The organism is Micromonospora sp. WMMC250 (assembly GCF_027460215.1).
GTDB lineage: Bacteria > Actinomycetota > Actinomycetes > Mycobacteriales > Micromonosporaceae > Micromonospora > Micromonospora taraxaci.
The window spans coordinates 718459-742453 of record NZ_JAPZBJ010000002.1; the positions used below are offsets into that span (position 1 = coordinate 718459).

19 protein-coding genes are annotated in these 23995 nt (G+C 71.5%); 5 read left to right on the forward strand and 14 right to left on the reverse strand.

Going from position 1 to position 23995, the window contains the following annotated elements:
• Window positions 1-68: 68 nt before the first annotated feature.
• Window positions 69-1196, reverse strand: coding sequence for a DUF1996 domain-containing protein (locus tag O3438_RS02665; RefSeq protein WP_269683548.1), 1128 nt, complete (start codon window positions 1194-1196; stop codon window positions 69-71).
• 77 nt (window positions 1197-1273) lie between these two features.
• Window positions 1274-2041, reverse strand: a complete 768-nt coding sequence (locus O3438_RS02670; RefSeq protein ID WP_269678401.1) for a hypothetical protein — start codon at window positions 2039-2041, stop codon at window positions 1274-1276.
• A 251-nt stretch (window positions 2042-2292) separates the two neighbouring features.
• Here O3438_RS02670 and O3438_RS02675 point away from each other — a divergent pair, with 251 nt between their 5' ends.
• On the forward strand, window positions 2293-3552 hold the full coding sequence (locus O3438_RS02675) for a L,D-transpeptidase (protein WP_269678402.1): 1260 nt from the start codon (window positions 2293-2295) through the stop codon (window positions 3550-3552).
• A gap of 12 nt (window positions 3553-3564) precedes the next feature.
• On the opposite strand, the gene O3438_RS02680 is transcribed toward O3438_RS02675, so the two are convergent.
• Window positions 3565-4269, reverse strand: a complete 705-nt coding sequence (locus tag O3438_RS02680) for an SDR family oxidoreductase (protein ID WP_269678403.1) — start codon at window positions 4267-4269, stop codon at window positions 3565-3567.
• A gap of 116 nt (window positions 4270-4385) precedes the next feature.
• Between O3438_RS02680 and O3438_RS02685 the strand changes: the two genes are divergently transcribed.
• The gene (locus O3438_RS02685) at window positions 4386-4772 is read left to right on the forward strand and encodes a MerR family transcriptional regulator (protein ID WP_269678404.1); all 387 of its coding nucleotides are present in this window, start codon (window positions 4386-4388) and stop codon (window positions 4770-4772) included.
• Between the two features lie 81 nt (window positions 4773-4853).
• On the opposite strand, the gene O3438_RS02690 is transcribed toward O3438_RS02685, so the two are convergent.
• Window positions 4854-5948 (reverse strand): ROK family transcriptional regulator, encoded by a 1095-nt coding sequence (locus O3438_RS02690; protein ID WP_269678405.1) that lies wholly within the window; start codon window positions 5946-5948, stop codon window positions 4854-4856.
• 50 nt (window positions 5949-5998) lie between these two features.
• Between O3438_RS02690 and O3438_RS02695 the strand changes: the two genes are divergently transcribed.
• A complete protein-coding gene (locus tag O3438_RS02695) occupies window positions 5999-7216 on the forward strand; it encodes an MFS transporter (RefSeq protein ID WP_332367443.1) in 1218 nt (405 codons plus the stop codon).
• 64 nt (window positions 7217-7280) lie between these two features.
• Here the strand turns inward: O3438_RS02695 and O3438_RS02700 are convergent, their stop codons facing one another.
• Together O3438_RS02700 and O3438_RS02705 are read right to left on the reverse strand one after the other, a co-directional pair.
• On the reverse strand, window positions 7281-8609 hold the full coding sequence (locus O3438_RS02700; RefSeq protein ID WP_269678407.1) for an alpha/beta hydrolase: 1329 nt from the start codon (window positions 8607-8609) through the stop codon (window positions 7281-7283).
• Window positions 8610-8703: 94 nt separating this feature from the next.
• Entirely contained in the window at window positions 8704-10089 is a 1386-nt protein-coding gene (locus O3438_RS02705) for a serine hydrolase domain-containing protein (RefSeq protein WP_269678408.1), read from the reverse strand.
• Window positions 10090-10321: 232 nt separating this feature from the next.
• On the opposite strand from O3438_RS02705, the gene O3438_RS02710 reads away from it, so the two are divergent.
• Entirely contained in the window at window positions 10322-11698 is a 1377-nt protein-coding gene (locus tag O3438_RS02710; RefSeq protein WP_269678409.1) for an FAD-dependent oxidoreductase, read from the forward strand.
• A 44-nt stretch (window positions 11699-11742) separates the two neighbouring features.
• Here the strand turns inward: O3438_RS02710 and O3438_RS02715 are convergent, their stop codons facing one another.
• The 6 genes from O3438_RS02715 to O3438_RS02740 form a co-directional block, all read right to left on the reverse strand.
• Complete coding sequence (locus O3438_RS02715; protein ID WP_269678410.1) at window positions 11743-12219, reverse strand: heme-degrading domain-containing protein; 477 nt, start codon at window positions 12217-12219, stop codon at window positions 11743-11745.
• A 70-nt stretch (window positions 12220-12289) separates the two neighbouring features.
• A complete protein-coding gene (locus O3438_RS02720; protein WP_269678411.1) occupies window positions 12290-13735 on the reverse strand; it encodes an SDR family NAD(P)-dependent oxidoreductase in 1446 nt (481 codons plus the stop codon).
• Window positions 13736-13904: 169 nt separating this feature from the next.
• Window positions 13905-14810, reverse strand: coding sequence for a siderophore-interacting protein (locus O3438_RS02725; protein WP_269678412.1), 906 nt, complete (start codon window positions 14808-14810; stop codon window positions 13905-13907).
• Window positions 14811-14832: 22 nt separating this feature from the next.
• Window positions 14833-16932, reverse strand: a complete 2100-nt coding sequence (locus tag O3438_RS02730; protein WP_269683549.1) for an iron ABC transporter permease — start codon at window positions 16930-16932, stop codon at window positions 14833-14835.
• Between the two features lie 5 nt (window positions 16933-16937).
• A complete protein-coding gene (locus O3438_RS02735; protein ID WP_269678413.1) occupies window positions 16938-17921 on the reverse strand; it encodes an ABC transporter substrate-binding protein in 984 nt (327 codons plus the stop codon).
• 34 nt (window positions 17922-17955) lie between these two features.
• Entirely contained in the window at window positions 17956-18789 is an 834-nt protein-coding gene (locus O3438_RS02740) for an ABC transporter ATP-binding protein (protein WP_269678414.1), read from the reverse strand.
• A gap of 113 nt (window positions 18790-18902) precedes the next feature.
• Here O3438_RS02740 and O3438_RS02745 point away from each other — a divergent pair, with 113 nt between their 5' ends.
• The gene (locus O3438_RS02745) at window positions 18903-22082 is read left to right on the forward strand and encodes a BTAD domain-containing putative transcriptional regulator (protein WP_269678415.1); all 3180 of its coding nucleotides are present in this window, start codon (window positions 18903-18905) and stop codon (window positions 22080-22082) included.
• A gap of 3 nt (window positions 22083-22085) precedes the next feature.
• Here the strand turns inward: O3438_RS02745 and O3438_RS02750 are convergent, their stop codons facing one another.
• The gene (locus O3438_RS02750; RefSeq protein ID WP_269678416.1) at window positions 22086-22913 is read right to left on the reverse strand and encodes an ABC transporter permease; all 828 of its coding nucleotides are present in this window, start codon (window positions 22911-22913) and stop codon (window positions 22086-22088) included.
• Entirely contained in the window at window positions 22910-23890 is a 981-nt protein-coding gene (locus O3438_RS02755; protein WP_269678417.1) for an ATP-binding cassette domain-containing protein, read from the reverse strand. The genes O3438_RS02750 and O3438_RS02755 overlap by 4 nt, the downstream gene beginning before the upstream one ends.
• Between the last annotated feature and the right edge of the window lie 105 nt (window positions 23891-23995).

Consider the following 23995-nt stretch of genomic DNA (forward strand, 5'->3'; position numbering starts at 1 on the left):
GCAGCGGGGTCCAGGCCCCGTGTGGGGGAGTTGTGCCGCCGCCGTCAGGAGATGCGGTGCTGCCGTGCCTAGAAGTTGCCCGCCGAGTTGCACTTCACGCCCTGGTCGAGGCAGTTGCGGACCCGCGCGGCGAGCGCCTCGTCCTTCCACGCGTTGAAGAAGTCCGCGTGCATGGAGAACGAGGTGCCGGACGCGAGGGTGATGCCGTCGGTGTTCGCGCTCAGCGGGTACGAGATGACGAACGACACCGAGGGGACCGGCACCGGGTGGCTCTTCGGGCACGCCCCGGTGTGGTCGCCGTTGGCCATGTGGGCCTTGTGGTTCGGGCTGTCCAGATGCTTGCCGTCCCAGCAGTCCGGGAAGGTGATCTGGCGGACGATGTTCGCCGTCTTGGCGCAGACCGGGAACGTCTTGTCCGCGCTACGGCCGACCTCGCCGCCGATGCCGGCGCACCAGAAGTGGTTGCCCTGCTTGTCCGGGGTGTCGACCTGGTTCTTCGCGTCGCCGGTGATCATGCGAAGGCCGAACGGGAAGGGTTGGGTCTTGCTCGGGTCCTTCAGGCGCGATCCGTAGTAGACGGTCACCTCCGTCGGGTCGACGACCTTGCCGTTCTGATACATCGTCGGCACCCAGTAGGCGGACTGGTCGTCCGGCGAGTTGCAGGTCGTCGGCTTCGCCGCTCGCAGCGACTCGGCAGTCGAGTTGGCGTCGGTCGACTTGTTGCCCCAGAACGTGTGGTTGTGGGAGCCGCCGACCAGCTTCGGCAGCACGATCGGGTCGTCGCTGTTGTGGTGGCTGACCTTGCAGCCGACGTTGAACTCGGGCACCTTGACGGGGTTGCCGGTCACCGGCTTGGGCTTGCGCGCGAAGAACGCCTTCGTCGCGGCGGCCTGCCCAGCCGGGTCGATGGTGATCCAACCACCGGAGGCGGTGGGCGGGGCGGTGCTGGTCGACGGGGTCGCCGGCTTGCCGGACGCGGGCGGGGTGGCCGAGGCGCTCGGCGCGCCCGGCGTGGCCGACGCGTCGCTGGGGGCGGCGGACGTGGGCGTCTGCGGGTCGGAGGAGCCGATGCCGGTGTCGCTGGAGGGGCTCGACGCCCCGGGCGTTCCCGGAATGTCCTTGCAACCGCCGGCGAACGCCACACCCACCAACAGCAGGGTGGTGACGGAACGGCGAAGCGTAGGGGTGGATCGCACAGTGAACAAGAGGGGTCACCTTTCTTCCGAGAAGGAAGAGTACGAGTCGACCCCCTGCTCCATTCCAACCGAGACGATTAAGTCTCGCTTAAATATCGCTCTGCGATTGCTCGGTCCGCTGTGCGGAGCGGCCCGGCTGTCGATTCAGTCTCAATTCTTTGATTTTCTTCGAAAAACTGTAATCGGGTTCGGTGTGGATACTCGGCGCCGGGCCCGGGGCAGCGCCGCGCGGAGTTCGGCCTACTGGCTTTCGGTCGGCCACACCGTTTCCAGGCCGTGATCGGTGGCGTACAGCAGGTAGGGCCGCAACTCGGGGCGCCCTCCAGGTCGCGGAGCAGCACGTACAGACGAGCTGATCTCGCCGCCAGGAACGGTTGGGCGGCTAGTAGGCTCCGGAAATCCCCGAACCGCCAATCCACACCCAGAATTTTCCTTGCCCGTGCCAGCAGCTGAACCCGGTCGACCGGAATCCCGTCCACGTAGACGTCGGCGGTTGGCGGCAGGTCTGGCTCCGGCTCGGCTGGCAGGGCGAAACCGGAACGCAGCCACACCTCGAACACGGGGGCGACGACAGCGAGGTCGACCTCGCCGAGGCCGCCCAGGTCGGCTGAGAACACCGGGCCGCCGCCGTCGTCGGACCTGAGGAAGAATCCACGGTCGCCTTCTTGGCCGATCATGAGGTAGCCGGTGAGCCACTCGCCGATCGCGTAGGTCGTGTTGCGCTCCGGCAGGGACTCCCGGCAGTACACGACCACGCCATCGGCGGCGACGTCGTCGGTGACCGACGCCAACCATCGCCGGTAGGCGGCGTCCGTACGGGAAACGAGCTGCTCGACCATCGCCACCGCCGGCTCCTCCCTGTCGTCACCGGGCGCGGACACGTCCGCACCGGATGGCCTCAACCCGATGTTCCCGAAGCCGACACCGTAGCCCGCCGCGCCGCAGGAGTCAGCACACGGAACTCCTCATTGAGTACGCGGCAGCAAGCCGTTTACGACTCTCTTTCGTGATTGCCGCGATTGCCGGAAACGACGCGGTCGGTGTGTCCGGCGGGGAAGAATTGCGGCCACGGAAACACGAGAGTCGGGGGCGTTCGATGGGGTTGTGGCGACGGATGGCGCTGGTGGTGGTGTCCGTCGTGGCCACGCCTCTGGCCCTCGGTGGATGCACCACCGACCGCAAGGCCCCCGTGCGGCCCGCCGAACGGGAGGTGCCGGCGCCGGAGGTGACTCTGACGCCCGCCGACCGGTCCCGCGACGTGCCGGTCAGCGCCGAGGTCACCGCACGGGTCACCGGCGGCGAGGTCGTCGCCGTACGCATCGCCGACGACAAGGGCATGCTGGTCAGGGCCGAACGACGGGAGGACGGCTCGGCCTGGGTGCCCACCGTCGCGTTGCGACCGCGGAGCACCTACACCGTCGAGGCGGTCGCCGTCGGCGACTCCGGCCGGACCACCACCCGTACGACGACCTTCACCACGATGCCGACGTCGACGAAGCCGCAGGTGACCAGCACGCTGTACTTCGCCGACGGCCGGACGTACGGCACTGCCATGCCGGTGACCATCGGCTTCGATCCGCCCATCACCAGGGCGGCCCGCGCCGACGTGCAGCGTCGGCTGTTCGTCACGACGAACCCACCGCAGCCCGGGGTCTGGTCCTGGCTGGACGACGGCAGTCAGGTCTACTACCGCGCCCCCGACTTCTGGCGACCGGGCACCACGATCAGCGTCCGCGCCGCTCTGGAGGGTCTGCCGATCGGCGAGAACCTCGTCGGAGACGCCGACCGCACCGCGACGTCGCGGATCGGGCGTCAGGTGGCACTCGAGGTCGACAACGCCACCAAGCAGATGCACGTGCTGCGCGACGGCAAGGTGATCCGCAGGATCCCGGTCAGCCTGGGCAAGCCGAGCACCCCGACGTCCAGCGGCAAAATGGTGATCATGGAGAAGCACCAGCGCACCACCTTCGACACCCGCGGCGAGCCGAACGGCGGCTACGTGGTGAACGTCGCGGACGCGCAACGCCTCACCTGGGGCGGTGAGTTCATCCACGCAGCTCCGTGGTCCGTGTCGGATCAGGGGCACCGCAACGTGTCGCACGGCTGCACGAACATCTCGCCGGCCAACGCGGACTGGCTGATGACGGTCACCCAGGTCGGTGATCTGGTCACCTTCACCGGCACCGAGGTCCGGCTGGAGGCGGGCAACGGCTGGACGGCCTGGAACACCAGTTGGGAGCAGTTCGTCAAGGGCAGTGCACTGCCCGTACCCACTGGTCCTTCGTCGGCCCCGTCCGCGACGCCGCGCCCGGGCGCGGTCGCGGGCGGCTCGTCGCCGCCGGGGCCCACCGGCTGAGCCGGCAGGCGACTATCGCCCGGTCGGGGTGTAGAAGGCGCTCGGATCGTTGGCGAGGGACGCCTTGACGTACGCGCTCCACTCGTCGGCGAGGACCTCGATCCGGCCGGCTTCGATGCCGTCCAGGGCGACGCGTACGACGTCGGCGGGATCCATCTTGTCGCCTTCGTAGTGGGCCATCATGTCGGTGTCGGCGGCGCCCAGGTGCAGGCCGTTCACCAGGGTCCCCTGGCCGGCGAGTTCGAGCCGGATGCCGTTGGTCAGGCTCCACTCGGCCGCCTTCGCCACGCCGTAGGCGTTGGCGCCGTCGTAGGAGAACCACGACAACGCCGACAGGACGTTGAGGATCGCCCCTCCGCCGTTCGCACCCAGCACCGGTGCGAACGCCCGGACCATGCTCAGGGTCCCCCAGAAGTGCGTGTCGAGCTCGGACCGGATCTTGCCCAGGTCCCCGTCCACCAGGTTGGTGAAGGTGGTGATGCCGGCGTTGTTGATCAGAAAAGTGACGTCGGGCGCGGCGGCCGCCGCCTGCTCGACGGAGCTCGGGTCGGTGATGTCCAGCCGAAGCTTCTCGACACCGGGAATGTCGATCTGCTCCGGGTTGCGGGCCGTGGCGTACACCTTGGTCGCGCCGCGCTCCAGCAGATGTCGGGCGAAGTGCCGGCCGAGGCCACGGTTGGCGCCGGTGACCAGTGCGATCGAACCGTTGATCTGCATGACCTGTTGCCTCCTGTCAGGTGTCAAGGACGAGCGGTACGCGAGCTACGCTAAAACCTGACGTGAACGTGAGGGACAAGGTCGTGTGGCAGGCGTCACCGGCCGGGGGAGGATCCATGCGCATCGGCGAACTCGCCACGGCGGCCGGGGTGTCGGTACGCGCCCTGCGCTACTACGAGGAGCAGGGCCTGCTGACTGCCGCACGCAGCAGTGGCGGCCAGCGTCACTACGGCGACGACGCGGTCGAGCGGGTGCACCTCATCCAGACGCTGTACTCGGCCGGCCTGTCCAGCCGCACCATCCTGGACCTGCTGCCCTGCGTCGACGCGAAGGTCAACACGCCGGAGTCCCGGGCGCTGCTGCGCGCCGAACGTGCCCGTATCGACGAGCAGATCACCCAACTCCGCAGCGCGCGGGACCGGCTCGACGCGGTCATCGCCTTCAGCGAGAGCCCGGCCAGCGGATGCACCCACGTGGAATTCGCCGCCGCGCTGGCGGCGTAGCGGTTCGACGGCGCGGCGCACCTGGGCGCGCCGCCAACCGGTGTCGGTGGCCGTGCCCGTGCCCTGACCGTCCGGCGGCGCTCAGATCGGGGCCAGTTCCGGCACACCGAAGTGCTGGTCGAGCACCTGCATCGCGGCACCCGCGGCGATGGCGTCCGCGCCGAGACTGGACAGGGTCACCGTCGTGGTGAGCCAGTCCACGCGTCGCGCGTCGGCCCGTACGGCCTCGGTCACCGCCGTGAGATAGGTCTGCGGATGCCGGAGGAGGTCCGCGCCGGCCAGCACGACGTGGGCCAGGTCGAGGGTCTGGAGCAGGTTGACCACGCCCACGGCGACGACGCGGGCGGCGCGGGCGATGTCTCCGGCGTCGGCGGCGTGGTGGTGCACGATCTCCAGGCACCCGTGGCGGCCGCAGACACAGCGGGGTCCGTCCAGGTCGACGACCGTGTGGCCGAACTCGCCCGCGTTGGTGTGCGCGCCCCGGTGGGCGGTGCCGCCCAGCCAGAAGCCGCCACCGATACCTGACTCGATCATGATGAGGGCCGCGTCGCCGAACGTCGCGCCGTGCCGCCAGGCCTCGGCCGTAACCCCCGCGGTGACGTCCTTGTCGAGGTGGACGGGCAGGTCGAGGTGCTTCTCGGCGATCTCGCGCAGCGGTACGTCGTGCCAGTGCCGCAGACCGTGGGCACCCCGGACCAGGCCGTTGGCGTGGTCCAACGGGCCGATCATGCCGATGCCCACGCCGGTGAGTCGGCTCCGCACGTCGCCGCTGTCGGTCATCGCCACGACGCCCGACGCCAGGGCGTCGAGAAGCTGCTCGGGGGTGAAGTCGGCCGGCAGCGGACTGACCGTCGAGTGGCGCACGGCACCGGCCAGGTCGACCAGGACCAGCCGCAGTGTGCGCCGGGCCACGTGTGCGCCGATCGCGTACCGGCTGTCGGGAACGAGTTCGTAGACGACGGCAGGCTTGCCGATGCCCGCACGGCGCACACCGGCGGGGCGGATCAAGCCGTCGCCGGTCAGACGCGCGATGACCTTGGAGACCGCCTGCGGCGTCAGCCCGGTCGCCTCGACCACCGTCGACCGCTCGAACGTCCGCCCGGTACGCCCCAACGCCATGACCCGAGCCTGGTTGTAGCCGCGCAGGAACGTGACGTCGGCAGTGATGCGAGTCATCTCGCCACTCTATTACGCAACGCTGTTGCTAAATTTTCTCGGTGATCGGGATGAGCAGAGGACGACGCGTGGCGGCGCTTGTCGCGTTGGCACTCGGTGGTGTGGCGATTGGTCTGACCGAGTTCGTGGCGATGGGCCTGCTGCCCGACATCGCGCGCGGTCTGCTCCCGCAGGAGTACGCCCGGTCGTCGTCCGACGCGGTCGCCCGCGCCGGCTGGATGATCACCGCGTACGCGCTCGGCGTGGTCGTGGGCGCGCCTCTGATCGCCGCGCTGAGCGCGCGCCTGCCGCGCAAGAAGCTCGTGCTCGGACTGCTCGCGCTCTTCGCCGTCGGCACCCTCGCGTCCGCGATCGCCCCCACCTTCGACCTGGTGATGGTGGCCCGGTTCGCGGCGGCGTTGCCGCACGGCGCGTACTTCGGCGCGGCGGGCCTGCTCGCGGCCACCCTGATGGGCCCCGGCAACGAGGCTCGCGGCTTCGCCATCGTGCTCAGCGGTCTGACCGTGAGCAACGTGGTCGGCGTACCCCTCATCACGCGCCTCGGACAGGCGGCCGGCTGGCGCGTCGCGTACCTGGTCATCGCCGGTGTTTTCGTGCTCACCCTGCTGGCGGTCCTGGCGGTCGTCCCGGAGGTCGCCGCGGCGGTCGACGGCTCGCCGGCCGCCGAATTGCGGGCGCTGCGGACGTCGCAGGTCTGGTTGGTCGCCGCGACCGGCGCGATCGGCTTCGCCGGTTTCTTCGCTGTGGACACCTACATCGCGCCGGTCACCACCGACGTCGCCGGACTATCGGCCGCGACGGTGCCCTGGGCGTTGGTGGCGGTGGGTCTCGGCATGACCGTCGGCAACGCCCTGGGTGGCTGGTTGGCGGACCGGGACCTCCAGCGCAGCATGATCATCGGGTTCGTCGCGATGATCGTGAGCATCACGACGTTCAGCCTCGTCGCGTCGAGCCCGGTCGGCCTGTTCGTCGGCGCGTTCCTGGTCGGCGCGACGAGCCTCTACCTCGGGCCGGTCCTCCAGGCGCGCCTGATCACCGTCGCTCCCGGAGCGCAGCTGATGGGCGCGGCGCTCAACCAGTCGGCCATGAACATCGCGAACAGCCTGGGCGCGGCCCTGGGCAGCGTCGCCATCGCCGCCGGCCTCGGCTACCTCGCACCGGCCTGGGTCGGTGCTGTCCTGGCGATCGTCGGCCTGGCCCTGGGGGTGGTCAGCTTCGCCGTCGGGCGACGCGAGCGCGAGCGAACCCCGGCCGCTCTCGCGGGCTGAAGGGCCCGGCCGCTCTCGCGGGTTGAGGCGGCCGGGTCACCGATGCGGCACGAGGAGGCTCGGGTCAGAAGTCGTTGACGTTGACCGACACGCGATGGGCGCTCGACCTCCAGTTCGGCACGTTGATCACGTCGTGTCCGCCGCCGCGTTGCCCCACGGTGATCCGGACGAGGCCGAGGTGCGCCGGTGCCGCCGGGATGAACAGGTCCATGCCGGTGATGAAGGTCTGGCTGAAGAACTCCGGCAGGGGAGCGGTCAGGTCGCTCACGCCGTCGCTGCCGTCGTCGAACGCGAAGATCGCGATGGTCCGCTTGGCCCGTGGCGCGTTCGCCGCGTTCAGGACGTCAGTGCCGTTGATCCAGAGGTGGTCGCCGGCTTCGCCCTGGTCGCCCCACCATTCCTTCTGGCGTTGGATCGTCAGCGCCGTGTGCCGGTCGCTCGTGTCCACCAGCGCGCCGAGCCCTTCGCCGGGCACGCTCGTCGCGAGGCGTACGAACGAGTCCGAACGAAGGAACGGCTGGAAGTAGAAGTGGTGCGTCGGTGCGCCGGAGCGCACGATCGCGAACTCGTAGCGGGCGGTGGCGAGCACCGGGACGGGACCGAACGAGCCGTCGCCACCCACCGCCAAGCGGTGCGTGGGCCGGTGGGACAACCGACCGCCGGTCAGGGAGCTGACCGGGTAGACCTCGACAGTCGCGTCGGTGACGCCGGCGTTGCTCGGAAAGAGCACCGCGCGACCGGAGACCCGGGCGGTGCCGAAGAGCTGGGGCGTGATCCGTGTCGTGTGCGGCGCCCGACCCTGGAAGAACCGGAAGATCTCACCGAACGACTCCGGCGACGACACGGTCTGCGTGTGGGACTGGTCGGGGAGGTGCACGTTCGTCGCACCGACGACGGCGCGGGCCGGGTCGCCCTCACCCCAGATGGCGAGGGTGGGCACACCACCGGGCGGGGAGGCGGCGGGACGCCCGTCCAGGTTGACGTAGTGGGCGACGCGGGCGGCGCGTGCCGGTGAGCTGTTCAGATAGCCCTGCATGACGAAGGTGCCGAGGGAGTGCGCGAGCAGGTCGACCCGGTCCGCGCCGGTCGTCGCCAGCAGGCGGGTGATCCGTGCGTCGAGCCCCGCGTACACCTCAGGCAGGATCGTGGCGATGTTCGGTGAGTCGTACTCGTGGGCCTCGATGACCTCGATCGGGTAGCCGTTGCTGGCGAGACGCTTGGCCTGGGACTGGAACTGCGTCGCCGACCCGGCGCTGCCGTGCACGAAGATCACCGGGCGGTACGTCGGTGTGGTGGCGGCGTCGGCGGCCCGTGGGACGGGAGCGACGGACAGGCCGACCGCGAGAACGCCCCCGGCCAGTACGGAGAGCAGTCTCCGGCGAGACACGTGCATCGGTCCTCCACCCTTGGGCGACGAAGTATCTGCACTGATAGCGCAAGTATCGTGTCAGGGTGCGGCGCGTCGGTCTACACCTGAGGGTCGTCGATCAGTTGACCTCTTTCGCGAGCAGGTCGCCGAGAGAGGCGCGGACGGGATCGGGATTCGACCAACTCCAGTTGGGGTGCGCGCGGTTGGTGAGCAGCGCGAGGACGAGCTTCCGGGCCGGGTCGACCACTAGTGACGGGCCGGCGAAGCCGGTGTGGCCGAAGGTCCGGGCAGCGGCGAGCCGGCCCATGAGCCAGCTCTGGTTGAGCACGACCCCGAGTCCGTGGGCGGCGGTCCGGTTGGGCCGCTCCGGGTCGATCGCCGGTTTCCCGGAGTTCTGGTTGGTGAGCATCCGACGCACCGTCGTCGCGGCGAGGATCCTTCTGCCCTGGTGGGTGCCCCCGTTGAGGAGCATCTGCCCGATGACGGCCAGGTCGTTGGCGGTGGCGAAGATGCCGGCGTGACCGGCCACGCCGCCGAGGTGGTTGGCGACGTCGTCGTGGACGGTGCCCCGGAGCAGCCCTCGCGACGAGCGGGCGTCGGTGGCGACGAGACGGCCGGCCTTCGCGCTGCCCGACAGCCAGGTGTTCGGGTTGAAGCCGGTGTCGCGCAGGCCGAGCGGGCCGGTGAGGTTGCTCTTGAGCGCCTGGTCGAGCCGCTGGTCGGTGACCTTCTCGACGATCTTGCCGGCGACCATCAGCCCGACGCTGGAATAGCGGAACGTGGTGCCGGGCACGGCGCCGGAGACCAGCCCGGTGGTGAGCACGGCGTTCCAGCGGGCCGTGTTGTTGGCGAGCCCGGTGACCTTGGCGCCGACCGGGAGACCGCTGGTGTGGGTCAGCAGCATCTCGACGGTGATCCGCTCGGTGCCGGCGCCGCTGAAGCCGGGCAGGTAGTCACGCACCGGCGCGCCCAGCTCGACCCGCCCCTTGTCGACCTGTTGCAACAGCAGGATGGCCGTGTACACCTTCGTGACCGAGGCCAGGTCGAAGATCGAGTCCGGGCGCATCTCGACGCGCTGGCCCGCCGGCAGCAGTTTGGGCCCGGCACCGTAGCGCAACGCCTCCCCGACCGCGGTGTGCACAGCCGTCTTCCCGTCGACCAGGACGACGGCCACCGCGCCGGGAAAGCCCTTGTGCTGCACCGTCTGCGGCGTGGCGGGCAGGTGCCGCCGCAGTAGCGCCGTCACCTCCTGCGCATAGCGGGCCTGACCGGCGGGCGCGGCACCGCCGCTCGGGGAGGCGGTGGCGCTCGGCGTACCCGACGGCGGTGTGGTCTTCCCGGCCGAGCCGAAGCCCACCCGGTTGCCGGCGGCGTCGGTCGCGGTCACCGCGTCACCGGGCGCGGCCACACCGGAATCCCGCGCGCCGTTGTCGCCGCATCCGGTGACTGCGGAGGTCGCGGCGGCCAGACCGGCGACAAGGAGGGTACGACGCGCAACGGGCATGCCGGAGATCGTGACAGTCGACATCGTCGTACGCCAATCGGCCGTCCGAACGTCGGTCGTGTCCACCCCCTTCGTCCGACACGTGGTCATCTGGCGGACACAGACGGTTGCCCTTCAGGTGGTTGTGCGACGATCGGCGAGCGTCCCGTCGGACGACCGTCCACCGGTCCGCCCGCCCACCGAACGCCGGCGGCTCGGAGGGCACCACACCTCGTATCCCTTGGAGAGCACGATGTCCCTCTCCCCATCCCGGGTCTTCGCGGAGCTGAACGCGGTCCGACCCCCTGAGCAGACCTCGCCGACGATCGGTAGGGCCGTCGTGGTCGGCGGCAGCGTCGCCGGCCTGCTGGCCGCCCGGGTGCTGTCCGATCACGCCGACAGCGTCGTCATCATCGACCGGGACGACCCGCAGGTGGCCGGCGCGCGGCCCGGCGTACCCCAGGGAACACAGCTGCACGCGCTGCTGCCCGGCGGCTTTCTCCAGCTGGAGCGCCTGTTTCCCGGCTTCCGCGACGCGGCGCTGGCGCAGGGAGCGGTCGAGGCGCCGCCCGAGGCGCGGCTCAACTACCTCGACGGCCGCCCGAAGGTCGTCGTCCCCGACGACGCCGACAGCCTGGCCGGCAGCCGTCCGCTCCTGGAGGGGCTGATCCGCCAACAGGTGCTCCGGCTCCCCAACGTCAAGACGGTCACCGCACGCGCCACAGGTCTCGTGTTCGACGGCGACACGGTCAGCGGGGTCCGCTGCGAGGGCGCCGGGGTGACCGGCGTGGAGACCGGTGACTTCGTGGTGGACGCCATGGGTCGGTCGAGCAGACTCTCGGACTGGTTGGAGCAGGCCGGCTGGGAGCGGCCGGTGACGCGGCGGATGACAGTGCACCTGAACTACGCGACAGCCCTGTTCCGCCGCCCGGAGGTCACCCTGGCCACGACCGTGGTGATGGCGCTGCACACCCCGAAGAGGGGAGTGGACGTGGCCGGTGCCGCGTTCTTCGCCATCGAGGACGGTCGGTGGATGGCCATGATGGCCGGTTACGGCAACGACCGACCGGGCCGCACGCCGGAGGACTTCGTCCGCCGCCTGCGCGAGCAGTTCCCGCCGGAGTTCGGCGAGGTCGCCGACCAGGAGATGCTGGGCGACGTCCAGACCTACCACCACGCCGACAGCCGCCGACGGGACTTCCACGCGCTGAAGCGGTTCCCGGCCGGCCTGGTCAGCGTCGGCGACGCCGTCGCGTCGTTCAACCCGGTGTACGGGCAGGGGATGACGTCGGCGGCCCTGCACGCGGCCTGCCTGTCGGTGTACCTGCGGTCCGCGCCGGATCTGCGGACACCCGCGCGTCACTTCCTCGCGTTGCAGCAGGTGGTCGTCGACGCCGCCTGGTCGATCTCGACCTCCGCCGACCTGGCGTTGCCCCACGTCGACGGGCCCTACCCGCGCGGTTACCGGATCTCCAGTTGGGCGAGCCGGCAGATCATCGAGGCGACCGTCACTGACGTGGCGACAGCACGCCGGTTCAACGAGGTCGTCTCCATGCGTGAACATCCGCGCTCGCTGGCCCGGCCCGGCGTGCTGATCGGTGCGCTGCGCGCCAACAGACGGGCGCGTTGACGACCGACCCGGCGGCCCCGTGCGGGGCCGCCGGGTCCGCAGCGTCAGCGGGGAAGCTTGCGGAGGATGTCGACGACGAAACGGTGGTCGTCGAGCTGCGGCAGCCCGGAGACGCCGACCCAGCCCACCACGCCGGTGCCCCGCACGCGCAGCGGCACCGCGCCCCCGGCCGCCGCGTACCGTTCGGCCGGCAGACCGTACCGTTCGGCCAGCGTCACCTGCTTGTCGTGGCACAACCGGGCCATGTACAGCGACGAGTGCTCGAAGCGCGTCACCACGCGCCCCTTGCGACGCAACCACGCGTCGTTGTCCGCCGTCGAGCCCGGCAGACCACAGTGGAAGAGCTGGCGTCCCGCCCGCCACACCCCGATCGACACCGGCAGTCCCTGCTCCCGCGCGGCGGCGACGGCGAGCATCCCCAGCTCGTACGCGTCCGTCTCGGACAGGCCCGCGAGTTCCAGCTCGCTCTCCTCGTGCAGCAGCTCGTCCAGCGTCGGCCACGTGTCACGGTCGTCTGACATGTTCTTCTCCTCGTCGTCGCGGGCGGTCACTCGCTCTGTTGCGGCTGATCACCAGCTCTGTTGCGGGCGGTCACCAGGCGCAGGGCGCGTAGTCCTTCAGGAAACAGCCGTACAGGTCCTCGCCCTGCTCGCCACGGACGATCGGGTCGTACACCCGGGCGGCGCCGTCGACCAGGTCCAGCGGGGCGTGGAAGCCCTCGTCGGCCAGGCGCATCTTCGTCGGGTGCGGCCGCTCGTCGGTGATCCAGCCGGTGTCGACGCTGGTCATCAGGATGCCGTCGGTCAGCATCTCCTCGGCGCTGGTGCGGGTCAGCATGTTCAGCGCGGCCTTGGCCATGTTGGTGTGCGGGTGCCCCGGCCCCTTGTAGCCACGGCCGAACTGGCCCTCCATCGCCGACACGTTCACCACGTACTTGCGGCGGGCCGGCGCGGCGGCCATCGCCGGGCGTAGCCTGCTGACCAGCACGAACGGCGCGGTGACGTTGCACAGCTGCACTTCGAGCAGCTCGACCGGGTCGACCTCCTGCACCCGCTGGACCCAGCTGTTGACCGAGTCGAGATCCGGTACGAGACCCCCGGCGTCGATGGCCGTGGACGCCGCGATCCGCTCCGGCGAGGCGGAACCGCTGGTGAGCGCCAACGCGGTGAGCGCGTGCGGGGTGAGCCCGGCGGTGAGGGCGCCCGCCGGGGCGTCCTGCCCACCCGGCTTGGCAAAGGTGATCAACTCCGGCAGTGGGCCGTCCGGCAGGGCCGCGGCCTCCGCGGCGACCAGCTGCGCGTACGCCCCGGGGGAGCGGCGGACGGTCTGTGCCGCGTTGTTGATCAGGATGTCCAGGGGACCCTGACTGCTCACCGAGTCGGCGAGGGCGATCACCTGGGCCGGGTCACGCAGGTCGATCCCGACGATGCGCAGGCGGTGCAGCCAGTCGGCGCTGTCCGGCATCGCGGCGAACCGGCGTACCGCGTCGTGCGGGAACCGCGTGGTCACCGTCGTGTGGGCGCCGTCGCGCAGCAGCCGCAGCGCGATGTACATGCCGATCTTCGCTCGGCCGCCGGTGAGGAGCGCGCGCCGACCGGTCAGGTCGGTACGGGCGTCGCGGCGCTGCCGGTTGAGCGCCGCGCAGGACGGGCAGAGCTGGTGGTAGAAGGCGTCCACCTGGTGATAGCGCTGCTTGCAGACGTAGCAACCGCGCGGGTTGTGCAGGAAGCCCGCCGTCTCGCCCGCGACCGACGACGCGAGCGGGATGCCCTGGGTCTCGTCGTCGATCCTTCCGGGAGCGCCGGTGGCGGTGGCCTCCGTCACCGCTCGGTCGGCGGCGAGGATGGCGTCCCGCCGTTCCTCTCGTCGCCGTTGCTTGACCACCTTGTAGAGCCGGGCGGTGGCCCGCTGCACCCGCACCACGTCCGGGTGGTCCGACGGCAGCGCCTCCAACGCCTCGAAGACGCTGAGGCAGGTCTCCAGCCGTTCTCGGTCAATGCCTTCTTGACCGTTTTCGGTAATGTTGTCCACCGTCATGCGTCGTCGTCTCGTCCCGTATCCCGTGCCGGGTCACCCCGGCTCGCCCCAAGTCCGACCCGAAACTGTACGCACCGCGCGGCCACCGACGCACCTCACGGCTGCCCCGGCCCTCGGCCCGCCCGTGCGGCGGCGCGGCTGCCCCGGCCGGCGGCGCGGCTCGCGGCGGTCAGGCGGGGTCGGCGTGCCCGAGACGCCAGTAACCCATGAAGGCCACCGCCCGTCGGTCCAGCCCTCGCTCTGAGACCAGGTGCCGCCGCAGGGTGCGGATCACGCCCGCCTCCCCGGCCAACCACGCGTACAGGGGTGCCGCGGCCACCTCCTCGGGGACCTCCCACAGGATCTCGGTGTCCGTGTCCAGGTCGGCGACGGGTTGCCCGGTCCCGGACGGGCCAGGAAGCAGCAGTTCCTCCGCTGCGGCGGCGACCGCGGGCACCAGCCGGCTGCCGTGTGCGTCGAGGCCCCGAGGAAGCCAGCGGACCTCGATGCCCGGGGGTGTGACCAGCGGCAACACGTCGTCGGCGTCGGGCACCTCCAGCAGGACGGTGCCCCGGGTGTCGAGGGGGAGCCGCTCGCAGATGCCGGCGATCGCCGGCACGGCGGTTTCGTCCCCGGCCAGCAGCAGGCAGCTCCCGGTCGACGGCCGGAACTCGATACCGCCGTGGCTGCCGTCGTATCCCGTGTCCGGACCGACGAGGGCGATCTCGTCGCCGACGCTCGCGCGCCGTGCCCAGCGCGTCGCCGGACCACCATCGCCGTGCAGCACCAGGTCGACGTCGACCTCGGCCAGGTGGGGCCGGACCGCCCGCACCGTGTAGGTGCGGATCGGGTTGCGCAGGTGCTCCGGCAGGGCCCGCCAGGCCGCGTACCAGTCCGCGCCGCCGGTGAGGTTCACACCGTGTTGACCGGGCACCGGCAGCACCAGCTTGATCCGCTGGTCGTACCCGTTGTCCGCGAAGCGGTCGAGGTCGACGCCGGTGAAGGTCACCCGGACGAAGGACGGGCTGAGCCGGCGTAGCGCCGCGACGGTGACGGTGAACACGCGCCAGGGGGCGATGGGCAGGGTCTCGGTCATGGTGCCTCTCTCGGCTCGGCAGCTAGCGGGGGTTGTTCGTGACGGCGCGGGAGCGCCACAGCAGCCAGACGAAGTACGGGGTGCCGATCATGGCGGTGACCAGGCCGGCGGGGACCTGGGCCGGGGCGATGATCGTCCGGCCGAGGGTGTCGGCGATGCTGACGAGCGCGGCGCCGAGCAGGGCGGCCACCGGGAGCACCCGGGAGTGCCGCCCGCCCACCAGAGCTCGCGCGGCGTGCGGGGCGACCAGGCCGACGAAGCCGATGACGCCGACGGCCGAGACCGCTGTGGAGGTGAGCAGCGCCGCCGCCCCGAGCGCCACCAACCGGGTGCGTTCCAGGCGGACGCCGAGCACCCGGGGGGTGTCGTCGTCCAACGCCATCAGGTCGAGTTCGCGACGGGCGGCGACCACTGCCGGGGTGAGCACGAGCAGGGCGATCAGCACCGGCAGCACCTGGGTCGGCATCCGGCCGTAGGTGGAGCCGGAGAGCCAGGTCAACGCCTTCCCGGTGTTCCACGGGTCGAAGGCGACGACCAGGAAGGTGATCACTGCCATGCCGCCCTGCCAGGCGCCGAAGCCGATCAGCACCAGCCGGTCGGAGCTCAGCCCGCCGCGCCAGGCCAGGCCGTAGACCAGGGCGAACGCCGCCATCGCGCCGAGCCCGGCGACGCCGGAGACGGCCCACACGCCGGCCAACGGCACGAAGGTGAGCAGGGAGACCGCCCCGAGCCCGGCGCCGGCGGTGATGCCGAGGATGCCGGGTTCGGCCAGCGGGTTGCGGCAGACCGCCTGCACCGTGGTGCCGGCGACCGCGAGCGCCGCGCCGGCCAGGACCGCCGCGGCGACGCGCGGCCACCGCTGGTCCAGCACGAAGGTGTACGCGGGCCCGGTGCTGCCGTTGATCCAGTTGACGACATCCCCGAGCAGCACCCACGTGTCGCCGACGAGCATGCCGACCGTCACGGCGGAGATGGTCACGACGGCGGTGACGGCGACGACGCCGCGGTGGAAGGCGGCGGAGCGGACGGCCGCGTGCCCGCCGGGCGGCCGGCGGGTGGGGCCCGCGTCACGGTGGCGGCGGGCCAGCCAGATGAGGATCGCCGCGCCGAACAGGGTGGTGACCACGCCGGTCGGAATGTCGACGCCGGCCTGCCCGCCCATCGCGGCACGGAGCAGCACGTCGGAGCCGAGCACGATGATGACCCCGGCGATGCCGGACAACGGCAGCAGGACGCGGTGCCGGTGCACCCCCGGCACCACGGGGGCGAGCAGCCGGACGATCACCGGCGCGCACAGGCCGACGAAGCCGACCGGGCCGGTGAGGGTGACCGCCGCGGCGGAGAGCAGCACGGCCAGCACCATGACGGTGAGCCGGGTACGCCGTACGTCGAGACCGAGCACGGTGGCGGTGTCGTCGCCGAGGGCGAGGATGTCGAGGCGGTGTCCGAGCAGCACGAGCACGAGGGCTGCGCCGACGATCACCGGGGCGAGTTGGGTCAGCGCGGTCAGGTCGCTCTGCACCAGCGAGCCGTTGCCCCAGGCGAACAGACCGATGGTGGCCTGCTCGAAGAGGAGCAGCAGCAGGGTGGTCACCGACCCGAGCGCCAGCGCCGTCGCCGACCCGGCGAGGATCAGCCGGGTCGTGCCGGCCTGCCCACCGGAGGACATCGCCATCACCAGGCCGGCCGCGGCCAGCCCGCCGCAGAAGGCGAGGCCGCCGGAGGGCAGCGCCGGCAACGAGATGCCGAACGCGGCGACGGCGACGATCGCCAGGTGGGCGCCCGCGTTGACCGCGAGCGTGTCGGGGGAGGCGAGCGGGTTGCGGGCGATCGACTGCAACGCCGCGCCGGCGAACCCGAGCGCCACGCCGATGGCCAGCCCGACGAGCAGCCGAGGCAGCCGGGAGGCGACCAGGACGCGGGCCGCCTCGTCGTCGCCGCCGGTCACGAGCCGGAGCAGGTCGAGGGCCCCGACGTTCGAGGTGCCCTGGGTGAGGTGCACCGCGCCGACCACGAGCAGCAGCAGGAGCGCCGCGACGAAGACCCCGGCGACGCGGGGTACGGCCAGGCGCCCGCCCGGAGCCGACCGGGTGGCCGGCTCCGGACGTGGGGGTGCGTCCAGCACGCTCACACCGCGTACGTCTTGACGAGTTCGTCGATGTACTGCTTGCCGGAGAGCGGCCCACCGAAGGTCCAGATGCCGTTGGGCATCTTGTGCAGGTTGCCCTTCTGCACGAAGGGCAGCGACTTCCAGATGGCGTTGCCGGCGAGCCCGTCGGCGAACACGTCGTCGCCGTCGGAGGCGTTGTAGAAGAGGTGCACGTTCGGGTCCTTGAGCACGGTCATGCCCTCGACGTCGGTCTGGCCGAGACCCCACACCTCATCGGTCTTGCCGGTCCAGGCGTTGGTGAGGCCGAGCTGGATGCCGATCTGGGAGACGAGCGCGCCAGTGCCGAACATCCGAATGCTGACGGTGCTGCCCTCCTTCCAGCCGTCGGCGATGGCGAACGGCCGACCGGCAGCCCCGGCGTCGGCGATCTTCTTCTTGCCGTCGGCGATGGCCGTGTCGAAGTCGGCGAGCAGCTTCTCCGCCTGCGCGGTCCTGCCGACGGCCTTCGCGATCATGGTGAGGTCCGCGCGCATCCGGCCGAGGTTGTCGGTGGCGTCACTGCCCTTGGCGACCACGACGGGGACGAACTTCTCCAGCTGACTGACGATGGCGCCGCCCCGGTCGTCCTCCATGACGACGAGGTCGGGCTGGAGGGCGACGATCGAGTCGACGCTGGGTTCGCCACGAGCGCCGACGTCCTTGACGCTCGGGTCGAGCTTCGCGGAGGTGACCCAGGTGCCGTAGCCCTTCGGGTCGGCCACACCGACGGGCATGACGCCCAGGCTGACCAGCATCTCGACCTCGCCCCACTCGAGCCCGACGACCTTTGTCGCCGGGGCCTTGAGGGTGATCTCCTTGCCGCGGCTGTCGGTGATGGTGACCGGCCCGCCGGCCGCCGAGGCGGAGGTCTCGGGGGTGGCGGCCTTCTCGGTGGTGCCGCAGGCGCCGAGTGTCAGGGCGGCCACGACGGCGATGAGGGCTGTGAAACGGGTACGGGTCATGACGGTCTTTCTCTGCTGGGGATGAGGGTGTGTTTCAGACCAGGGCGCGGACCGCGTGCCGCCCGACGGGACGGGTGGTGACCAGTCCGCTGATCGGATCGGTGGTCACCTCGATGCGGATTCCGTAGGTCTCGGTGAGGGCTTCCTCGGTGAACACGGTGGCCGGGGTGCCGGTGGCGCGGACCCTGCCCTGGTGCAGCAGGACCACGTCGTCCGCCACGGCGGCGGCCTGGTTGAGGTCGTGCAGGACGACGCCGACGGCGACGCCGTGGTCGTCGGCGAGGTCCCGGACCAGGTCCAGGATCTCCACCTGGTAGCGCAGGTCGAGGAAGGTGGTGGGCTCGTCGAGGAGCAGCACCGGAGTGTCCTGGGCCAGGCAGGTGGCCAGCCACACCCGCTGCAACTCGCCGCCGGAGAGTTCGTCGACCGGACGCTCGGCCATCGCGGCGACGCCGGTGACGTCCATGGCGCGGGCGATGGCGGCGGGACCGTCCGGATCCTCGGTGCGCCAGCGCCCCCGGTAGGGGTGCCGGCCGTAACCGACGACATCGTGGACGGTGACCCCACTGGGCACCGGACGGCTCTGGGCGAGCAGGGTGACCCGCCGGGCGAACTCACGGGACGGGAGGCTGGCGGCCGCGACGCCGTCGGCGAGGTGGACCAGACCGGACTCGATCGGGTGTAGGCGGGCCAGGGCCCGCAGGAGGGTGGACTTGCCGCTGCCGTTGGGCCCGACGAGGGCGGTCACGGCGCCGGCGCGGAGGTTGATCATGGCGCCGTGCACTACCGGCACACCGTGGTAGCCCAGACGGAGGTCGACGCCGGCCAGGCTGCGCTCGCCGTTGGCCGACGCCAACTCGTTCTGCATGAGGTTAGGCTAACCTAACGAAATGCCGGCGTGTCAAGTCGGCCAACGGGTCAGGTCACCGGGGATGGACCGGCGGTCGTCGCGGGCTCGCGCGCGTGGGGGATGCTGGGTCCGTGCAGATCACCACCCTCGGTCCGTTGGCAGTCGACGGTCAGCCCGTTCGGGGTGAACGTCTCGCGGCGGTGGTCCGCGCGCTCGTCGACGCGCGGGGTCGGGCGGTCTCCACGAGCCTGCTCGTGGACGCCGTGTGGGACGGCGCCCCACCCGACGACGCGACGGGTGCCGTGCAGGCACTCGTGTCCCGAGTGCGCCGCCTCGGGCTGTCCGTGGTCGCGGTGCCCGGCGGATACCGGCTGCCCGCCGAGGAGGTCACCGTCGACGCGGTCGAGGCGCGGGCGCTCGTCGACCGGGCGCGGACCGCCTTCGACACCGGCGAGCTGTCGGCCGCCCGCAGCCTCGCCGACCAGGCGCGCGCCCTCTTCCCCGAGGTGCCCGAGCTGGTCAGCGCCGAGGACACCCGCCTGTTCGCCGATGTCGCCGCGCTTCGCGCGCAGGCGGCACTAGCCGGTGTGGGCTCGTTCGACGAGGCCGACCTGAGCCGGCTCGTCGCCCGTACGCCGCCGGACGAGCCCTCGGCCGCACTGCTCGTCCGGATCCTCGCCGCCCAGGGAAGGGAGGCGGAGGCGCTGGAGGTGGTCGAACGACTCCGGGCCGAGCTGGCCGACCGGTACGGCACCGACCCGTCTCCGGTGATCACACAGGTCCACCTGGCGCTGTTGCGCGGCGAGCTGACCACCCCGGCCGTCGTGGAGACACCCCGGCAACCGGCGCGGATCGCCCTGCCGACCGCCTGGCGGCGGCCGATGACCGCCATCGTCGGCCGGGAACGGGACGTCGAGGCCGTGGCGGAGGCACTCGCCGACGCGGCGGTGGTGACGATCGTGGCATCCGGCGGCGCGGGCAAGACCCGCCTCGCCGCCGAGGTGGCGCGGCGCACGGCGGCGGCCGGGCAGTCGGTACGCGTGATCGAACTCGCCGGCCTGCGCTCACCCGACGAGGTGCTGCCCACTGTGCTCGCGGCCCTCGGGGGTGCGGACACCTCGTCGACAGGTGGCAATCTCGGCCTGGAACGGCGGGTGCTCAGCCCCGAGGAACGCCTTCGCGCCGTCGCGCCCGACCTCGACGGGTTGCTGGTGCTGGACAACTGCGAGCACGTCCTCGACGCGGTGGCCACCGTCGTGGCGGACCTGGTCGCTGTGGCGTCCCCAGAGGCCGCGGTACTCGCCACGAGCCGGGCCCCGCTGGGCCTGGCCGGCGAACTGGTGCACCGGCTGACCGTGCTGCCCGACGCCGACGCGCTCGCCGTCCTCGAATCGCGGGCCCGGGCCGGCGGCGCGGTGCCCACCTGGGACACCGCCCGGGCGCTGGCCCTCTGCCACCGGCTCGACAACCTGCCCCTGGCCCTCGAGTTGGCCGCGGCACGACTGCGACACATGCCGATCGACGACGTGCTCGCCGGGCTGACCGATCGGTTCGCGCTGCTCGACGACGCCCTGCGCGGCCTGCCGGAGCGCCACGCGAGCCTGTGGGCGCTCGTCGACTGGAGCAGGGAACTCCTCACTGAGGACGACCGCGACCTTCTGCAACGGGTCGCGGTCATCCCCGCGCCCTTCACCGCGGACCTCGCCGCCGCCGTCGCGCAGACCCCGGACGTCCGTCGCGGCCTGGCGACACTCGTCGAACAGTCCCTGTTGACCCTGGTCGAGGGCGACGGCCCGCCGCGTTACCGAATGCTCGAAACGGTCCGTGAGTACGGCGAAGCCCGGCTCGACGCGGTCGGTGCCCGGGCGGCGGCCATGACCGGGCTGGTCGCGTGGGCCCGGGAGCGGGCCGTCGCGCTCGCCGGCCGCTTCGTCGGCCCCGGCCAGGTCGAGGCGCTGCGCAGCTGCGCCGCCGAGCAGGACAACCTGCTCGCCGCCCTGCGCTGGGCGCTCGCCGAGGACGACGAGCCGGCCACTGTCGACGTCGCGACGGCGCTGTTCCACCTCTGGACGGTGCGCGGCCTTCACCTGGAGGTCCTCGGGTGGGCGCGCGGGATGATGGGTGTCTCCGACCCGGTCCGGCGACGCCACTCGGCGATCCTGCACGGTCGTGGTGCCGGGCGACCACTACCCGACGCCGACCGGCTCGCCTGGCTGTGCCTGCTGACCGGGGTGAACTCCGGCATCAGCGGTGAACTCCGGCTCGCGGTGCTCGCCCGGCGGGCACTGCGCACGCTCCTCGCCGAGCGACCCGACGAGGTCTCGTCCCGGTTGACAGCGCTCGCGTCGGCGCTGCCCGAGTTCGACGCCTCCGACGTGGATCGCAGCATGAAGGCCGCTGACGAACTGGTCGCGCACCCCGACCCGCACGTGCAGGCACTCGGCCTGTTCGCCCGCGCCGCGGCTCGGGAGAACGGCGGCATGCCCGAGGCGTCGGTCACCGATGCCGAGCAGGCCTACCACCGCTTCGCGATCGCCGGTGACCACTGGGGCATGGCGATGGCGGCGGGTGCCGTCGGGCAGTTCCTCAATCCCACCGGGGACACCGGGTCGGCCGAGTGGCTGGCGCGCAGCGTCCACCACATGGAGATGATCGGTGCCGCCCAGGACGCCCGGTCGATCCGGGTGCGTCTGGACGTGCAGCTCGCCCTGACCGGTGACGGCGAGGCCGAACGACGCCTGGCGGAGATGGCCGCCCCGGGTGACGGCGAGGCGGTGGACGCCGCCGTCGCCTGCCTCGGGTTGGCCCACCTGGCCTGGCAGCGTCAGCAGTACGACGAGGCCCGCGCGTGCGGCGCCCGGGTCACCCGGATCCTGCGCGGCTGGACGAGCCCACAGCCACAGCCGCAAGCCATGCTGCGCGTCGCCGTGGCCGTCCTCGACCTGCGGGTGGCGCAGGCGCGGCCGATGCCGGGGGAGAACCCCGACGCGCACGCGGTCACCCTGTTGACCCTCGCCCGGGAAGACGCGCTCTCCTCGAAGGACCTGCCCATCATCGGCGCGTGGGCGCAGGGCGGCGCCGAACTCGCGGCGTACCGCGGTGACGACGAGACCGCGCGGGAGCTGTTCACGCTCGCCACGCGGGTCGGCACCCACGTCGGGATGTTCTTCCCGCCCGGGCAGGCCGAACGACTCGACGCCGCCCTCGCTGACGAGGAGCGGCGCGAGTCGTTGCTGGTCGCGTGGCGCGGCCGACCGGTCGCCGCCGCGGCCGCCCGGATCCGCGAGCTGATGAGCGACCTGCTCGCCTAGGGCCTAGATCTTCTTCCGGTATGCGCGCAGCGCCAGTGGCATGAACAGCACCACGAAGCCGGCGCACCAGGCGAGTGTCCACCACACGTGCGAGCCGAGCGGGGTGCCGAGGAACAGACCCCGGACCGACGCCACCAGGTGGGTCATCGGGTTGACGTCCACGAACGCCCGCATCCAGCCGGGCAGGGTGTCGGCGCCGACGAAGACGTTGGACGCGAAGCTCAGCGGCATGATCAGCGCGAACATGACGCCCTGCACGGCACCCGCCGTGCGCACCTTCATCGACACGAGCACCGGCAGCCAGCTCAGGCAGAGCGCGAACAGCACCGCGAGCAGACACCCGGCGATGGCCCGGAACAGGTCGGTCTCGATCCGGAAACCCATCACGTAGCCGATCGCGAGGGTCGACACCGTGACGATCACGTACCGGACGACGTCGCCGAGGACCGCGCCGACAAGTGGTGCGGAGCGGGGGATCGGCAACGACCGGAACCTGTCGAAGATGCCCTTGGAGATGTCGGTGTTGAGGTTGACGCCGATCGCGATGGCACCTGTCGCGATGGTCTGCGCCAGGATGCCGGGCAGCAGGAACTGCAGGTAGTCGTGGGTCGATCCGGCGACCGCGCCGCCGAAGACGTACACGAAGATGACGAGGAACAGCACCGGCTGCAACGTGACGTCGATGAGCGCCTCGGGCGTACGCCAGGTCTTGATGAGGCTGCGCTTGGCCAGCGCCAACGAGTGCCGGACCAGTCGGAACGGTCGCGGGTGCGCGGTGATCGTCGACAGTGCCTTGTTCCGGGTGGGTGGTGCGTCGGTCAGAGTGCTCATGCCGCGACCTCCGTGGGGCGGGTGGTGTCGTCGTCGGACGCCGTACGCCCGGTGAGGGTGAAGAACACCTCGTCGAGGCTCGGCAGGTGCAGGGACAGTTCGGTGACCGCGATGCCGGCCGTGGCGAGGCGCGCGACGCTCTCGGTCAGGGCCGCGTCGTCGGTGACCGGCACCGCGAGGACGCCCTTGCGGATCTCGTCGGCCGGCGCGCCGGAGCCGACCTGGGTCAGGATCTCCGCCGTCCGGGGCAGGTGCGCCGGGTCGGACGGCCGGACCTCCAGGGTCTGCCCGCCGACCACCCGCTTGAGCCCTTCGGGTGTGTCGTGCGCGATCACCCGGCCGTGGTCGATCACCGTGATCGCGTCGGCGAGCGCGTCGGCCTCCTCCAGGTACTGCGTGGTGAGCAGCACCGTTGAGCCGTTGCCCACCAGCGAGCGGACCACGTCCCACATGTCCTCGCGCTTGGCCGGGTCGAGCCCGGTCGTCGGCTCGTCCAGGAAGATCACGTCGGGGGAGCCGACGAGACTGGCGGCCAGGTCGAGCCGTCGCCGCATGCCGCCGGAGTAGGTCTTGGCCGGCCGGTTCGCGGCGTCGGTCAGGTCGAACCAGTCGAGCAGCTCGGCGGCCCGCCGCCGGGCGCCGGAACGCCCCAGCTCCAGCAGGGTGCCGAACAGCTCCAGGTTCTGTCGCCCGGTCAGGTCCTCGTCGACCGAGGCGTACTGGCCGGTCAGTCCGATGCTCTGCCGAACGCGCTCGGCGTCCCGTACCACGTCGAAACCGCCGATCCGGGCGGTCCCGCCGTCCGGGGTCAGCAGGGTGGAGAGGATGCGTACGGCGGTGGTCTTGCCGGCGCCGTTGGGGCCGAGCACCCCGAGCACCGTGCCCCGGGGAACCGCGAGGTCCACGCCCTGCAGCGCCCTCGTCTTCCCGAAGGTCTTGACGAGGCCCTCGGCCTCGATCACCAGGTCAGCTGTCATGCGTACAGCATGCGCGGGCCCGCTGACACCGCCCCGACACGCGACCGACACCGGCTGACACGGTCGCCGACTCGCCGCCTCTGGTCCCGGAGGCCGGTATCCAGC

What these genes read in the sequence shown, in the direction of transcription:
- O3438_RS02675 (WP_269678402.1), top strand. Translation starts at nt 2,293, where the DNA reads ATGGGGTTGTGGCGACGGATGGCGCTGGTGGTGGTGTCCGTCGTGGCC.
- O3438_RS02680 (WP_269678403.1), bottom strand. Translation starts at nt 4,269, where the DNA reads ATGCAGATCAACGGTTCGATCGCACTGGTCACCGGCGCCAACCGTGGC.
- O3438_RS02685 (WP_269678404.1), top strand. Translation starts at nt 4,386, where the DNA reads ATGCGCATCGGCGAACTCGCCACGGCGGCCGGGGTGTCGGTACGCGCC.
- O3438_RS02690 (WP_269678405.1), bottom strand. Translation starts at nt 5,948, where the DNA reads ATGACTCGCATCACTGCCGACGTCACGTTCCTGCGCGGCTACAACCAG.
- O3438_RS02695 (WP_332367443.1), top strand. Translation starts at nt 5,999, where the DNA reads ATGAGCAGAGGACGACGCGTGGCGGCGCTTGTCGCGTTGGCACTCGGT.
- O3438_RS02700 (WP_269678407.1), bottom strand. Translation starts at nt 8,609, where the DNA reads ATGCACGTGTCTCGCCGGAGACTGCTCTCCGTACTGGCCGGGGGCGTT.
- O3438_RS02705 (WP_269678408.1), bottom strand. Translation starts at nt 10,089, where the DNA reads ATGCCCGTTGCGCGTCGTACCCTCCTTGTCGCCGGTCTGGCCGCCGCG.
- O3438_RS02710 (WP_269678409.1), top strand. Translation starts at nt 10,322, where the DNA reads ATGTCCCTCTCCCCATCCCGGGTCTTCGCGGAGCTGAACGCGGTCCGA.
- O3438_RS02715 (WP_269678410.1), bottom strand. Translation starts at nt 12,219, where the DNA reads ATGTCAGACGACCGTGACACGTGGCCGACGCTGGACGAGCTGCTGCAC.
- O3438_RS02720 (WP_269678411.1), bottom strand. Translation starts at nt 13,735, where the DNA reads ATGACGGTGGACAACATTACCGAAAACGGTCAAGAAGGCATTGACCGA.
- O3438_RS02725 (WP_269678412.1), bottom strand. Translation starts at nt 14,810, where the DNA reads ATGACCGAGACCCTGCCCATCGCCCCCTGGCGCGTGTTCACCGTCACC.
- O3438_RS02735 (WP_269678413.1), bottom strand. Translation starts at nt 17,921, where the DNA reads ATGACCCGTACCCGTTTCACAGCCCTCATCGCCGTCGTGGCCGCCCTG.
- O3438_RS02740 (WP_269678414.1), bottom strand. Translation starts at nt 18,789, where the DNA reads ATGCAGAACGAGTTGGCGTCGGCCAACGGCGAGCGCAGCCTGGCCGGC.
- O3438_RS02750 (WP_269678416.1), bottom strand. Translation starts at nt 22,913, where the DNA reads ATGAGCACTCTGACCGACGCACCACCCACCCGGAACAAGGCACTGTCG.
- O3438_RS02755 (WP_269678417.1), bottom strand. Translation starts at nt 23,890, where the DNA reads ATGACAGCTGACCTGGTGATCGAGGCCGAGGGCCTCGTCAAGACCTTC.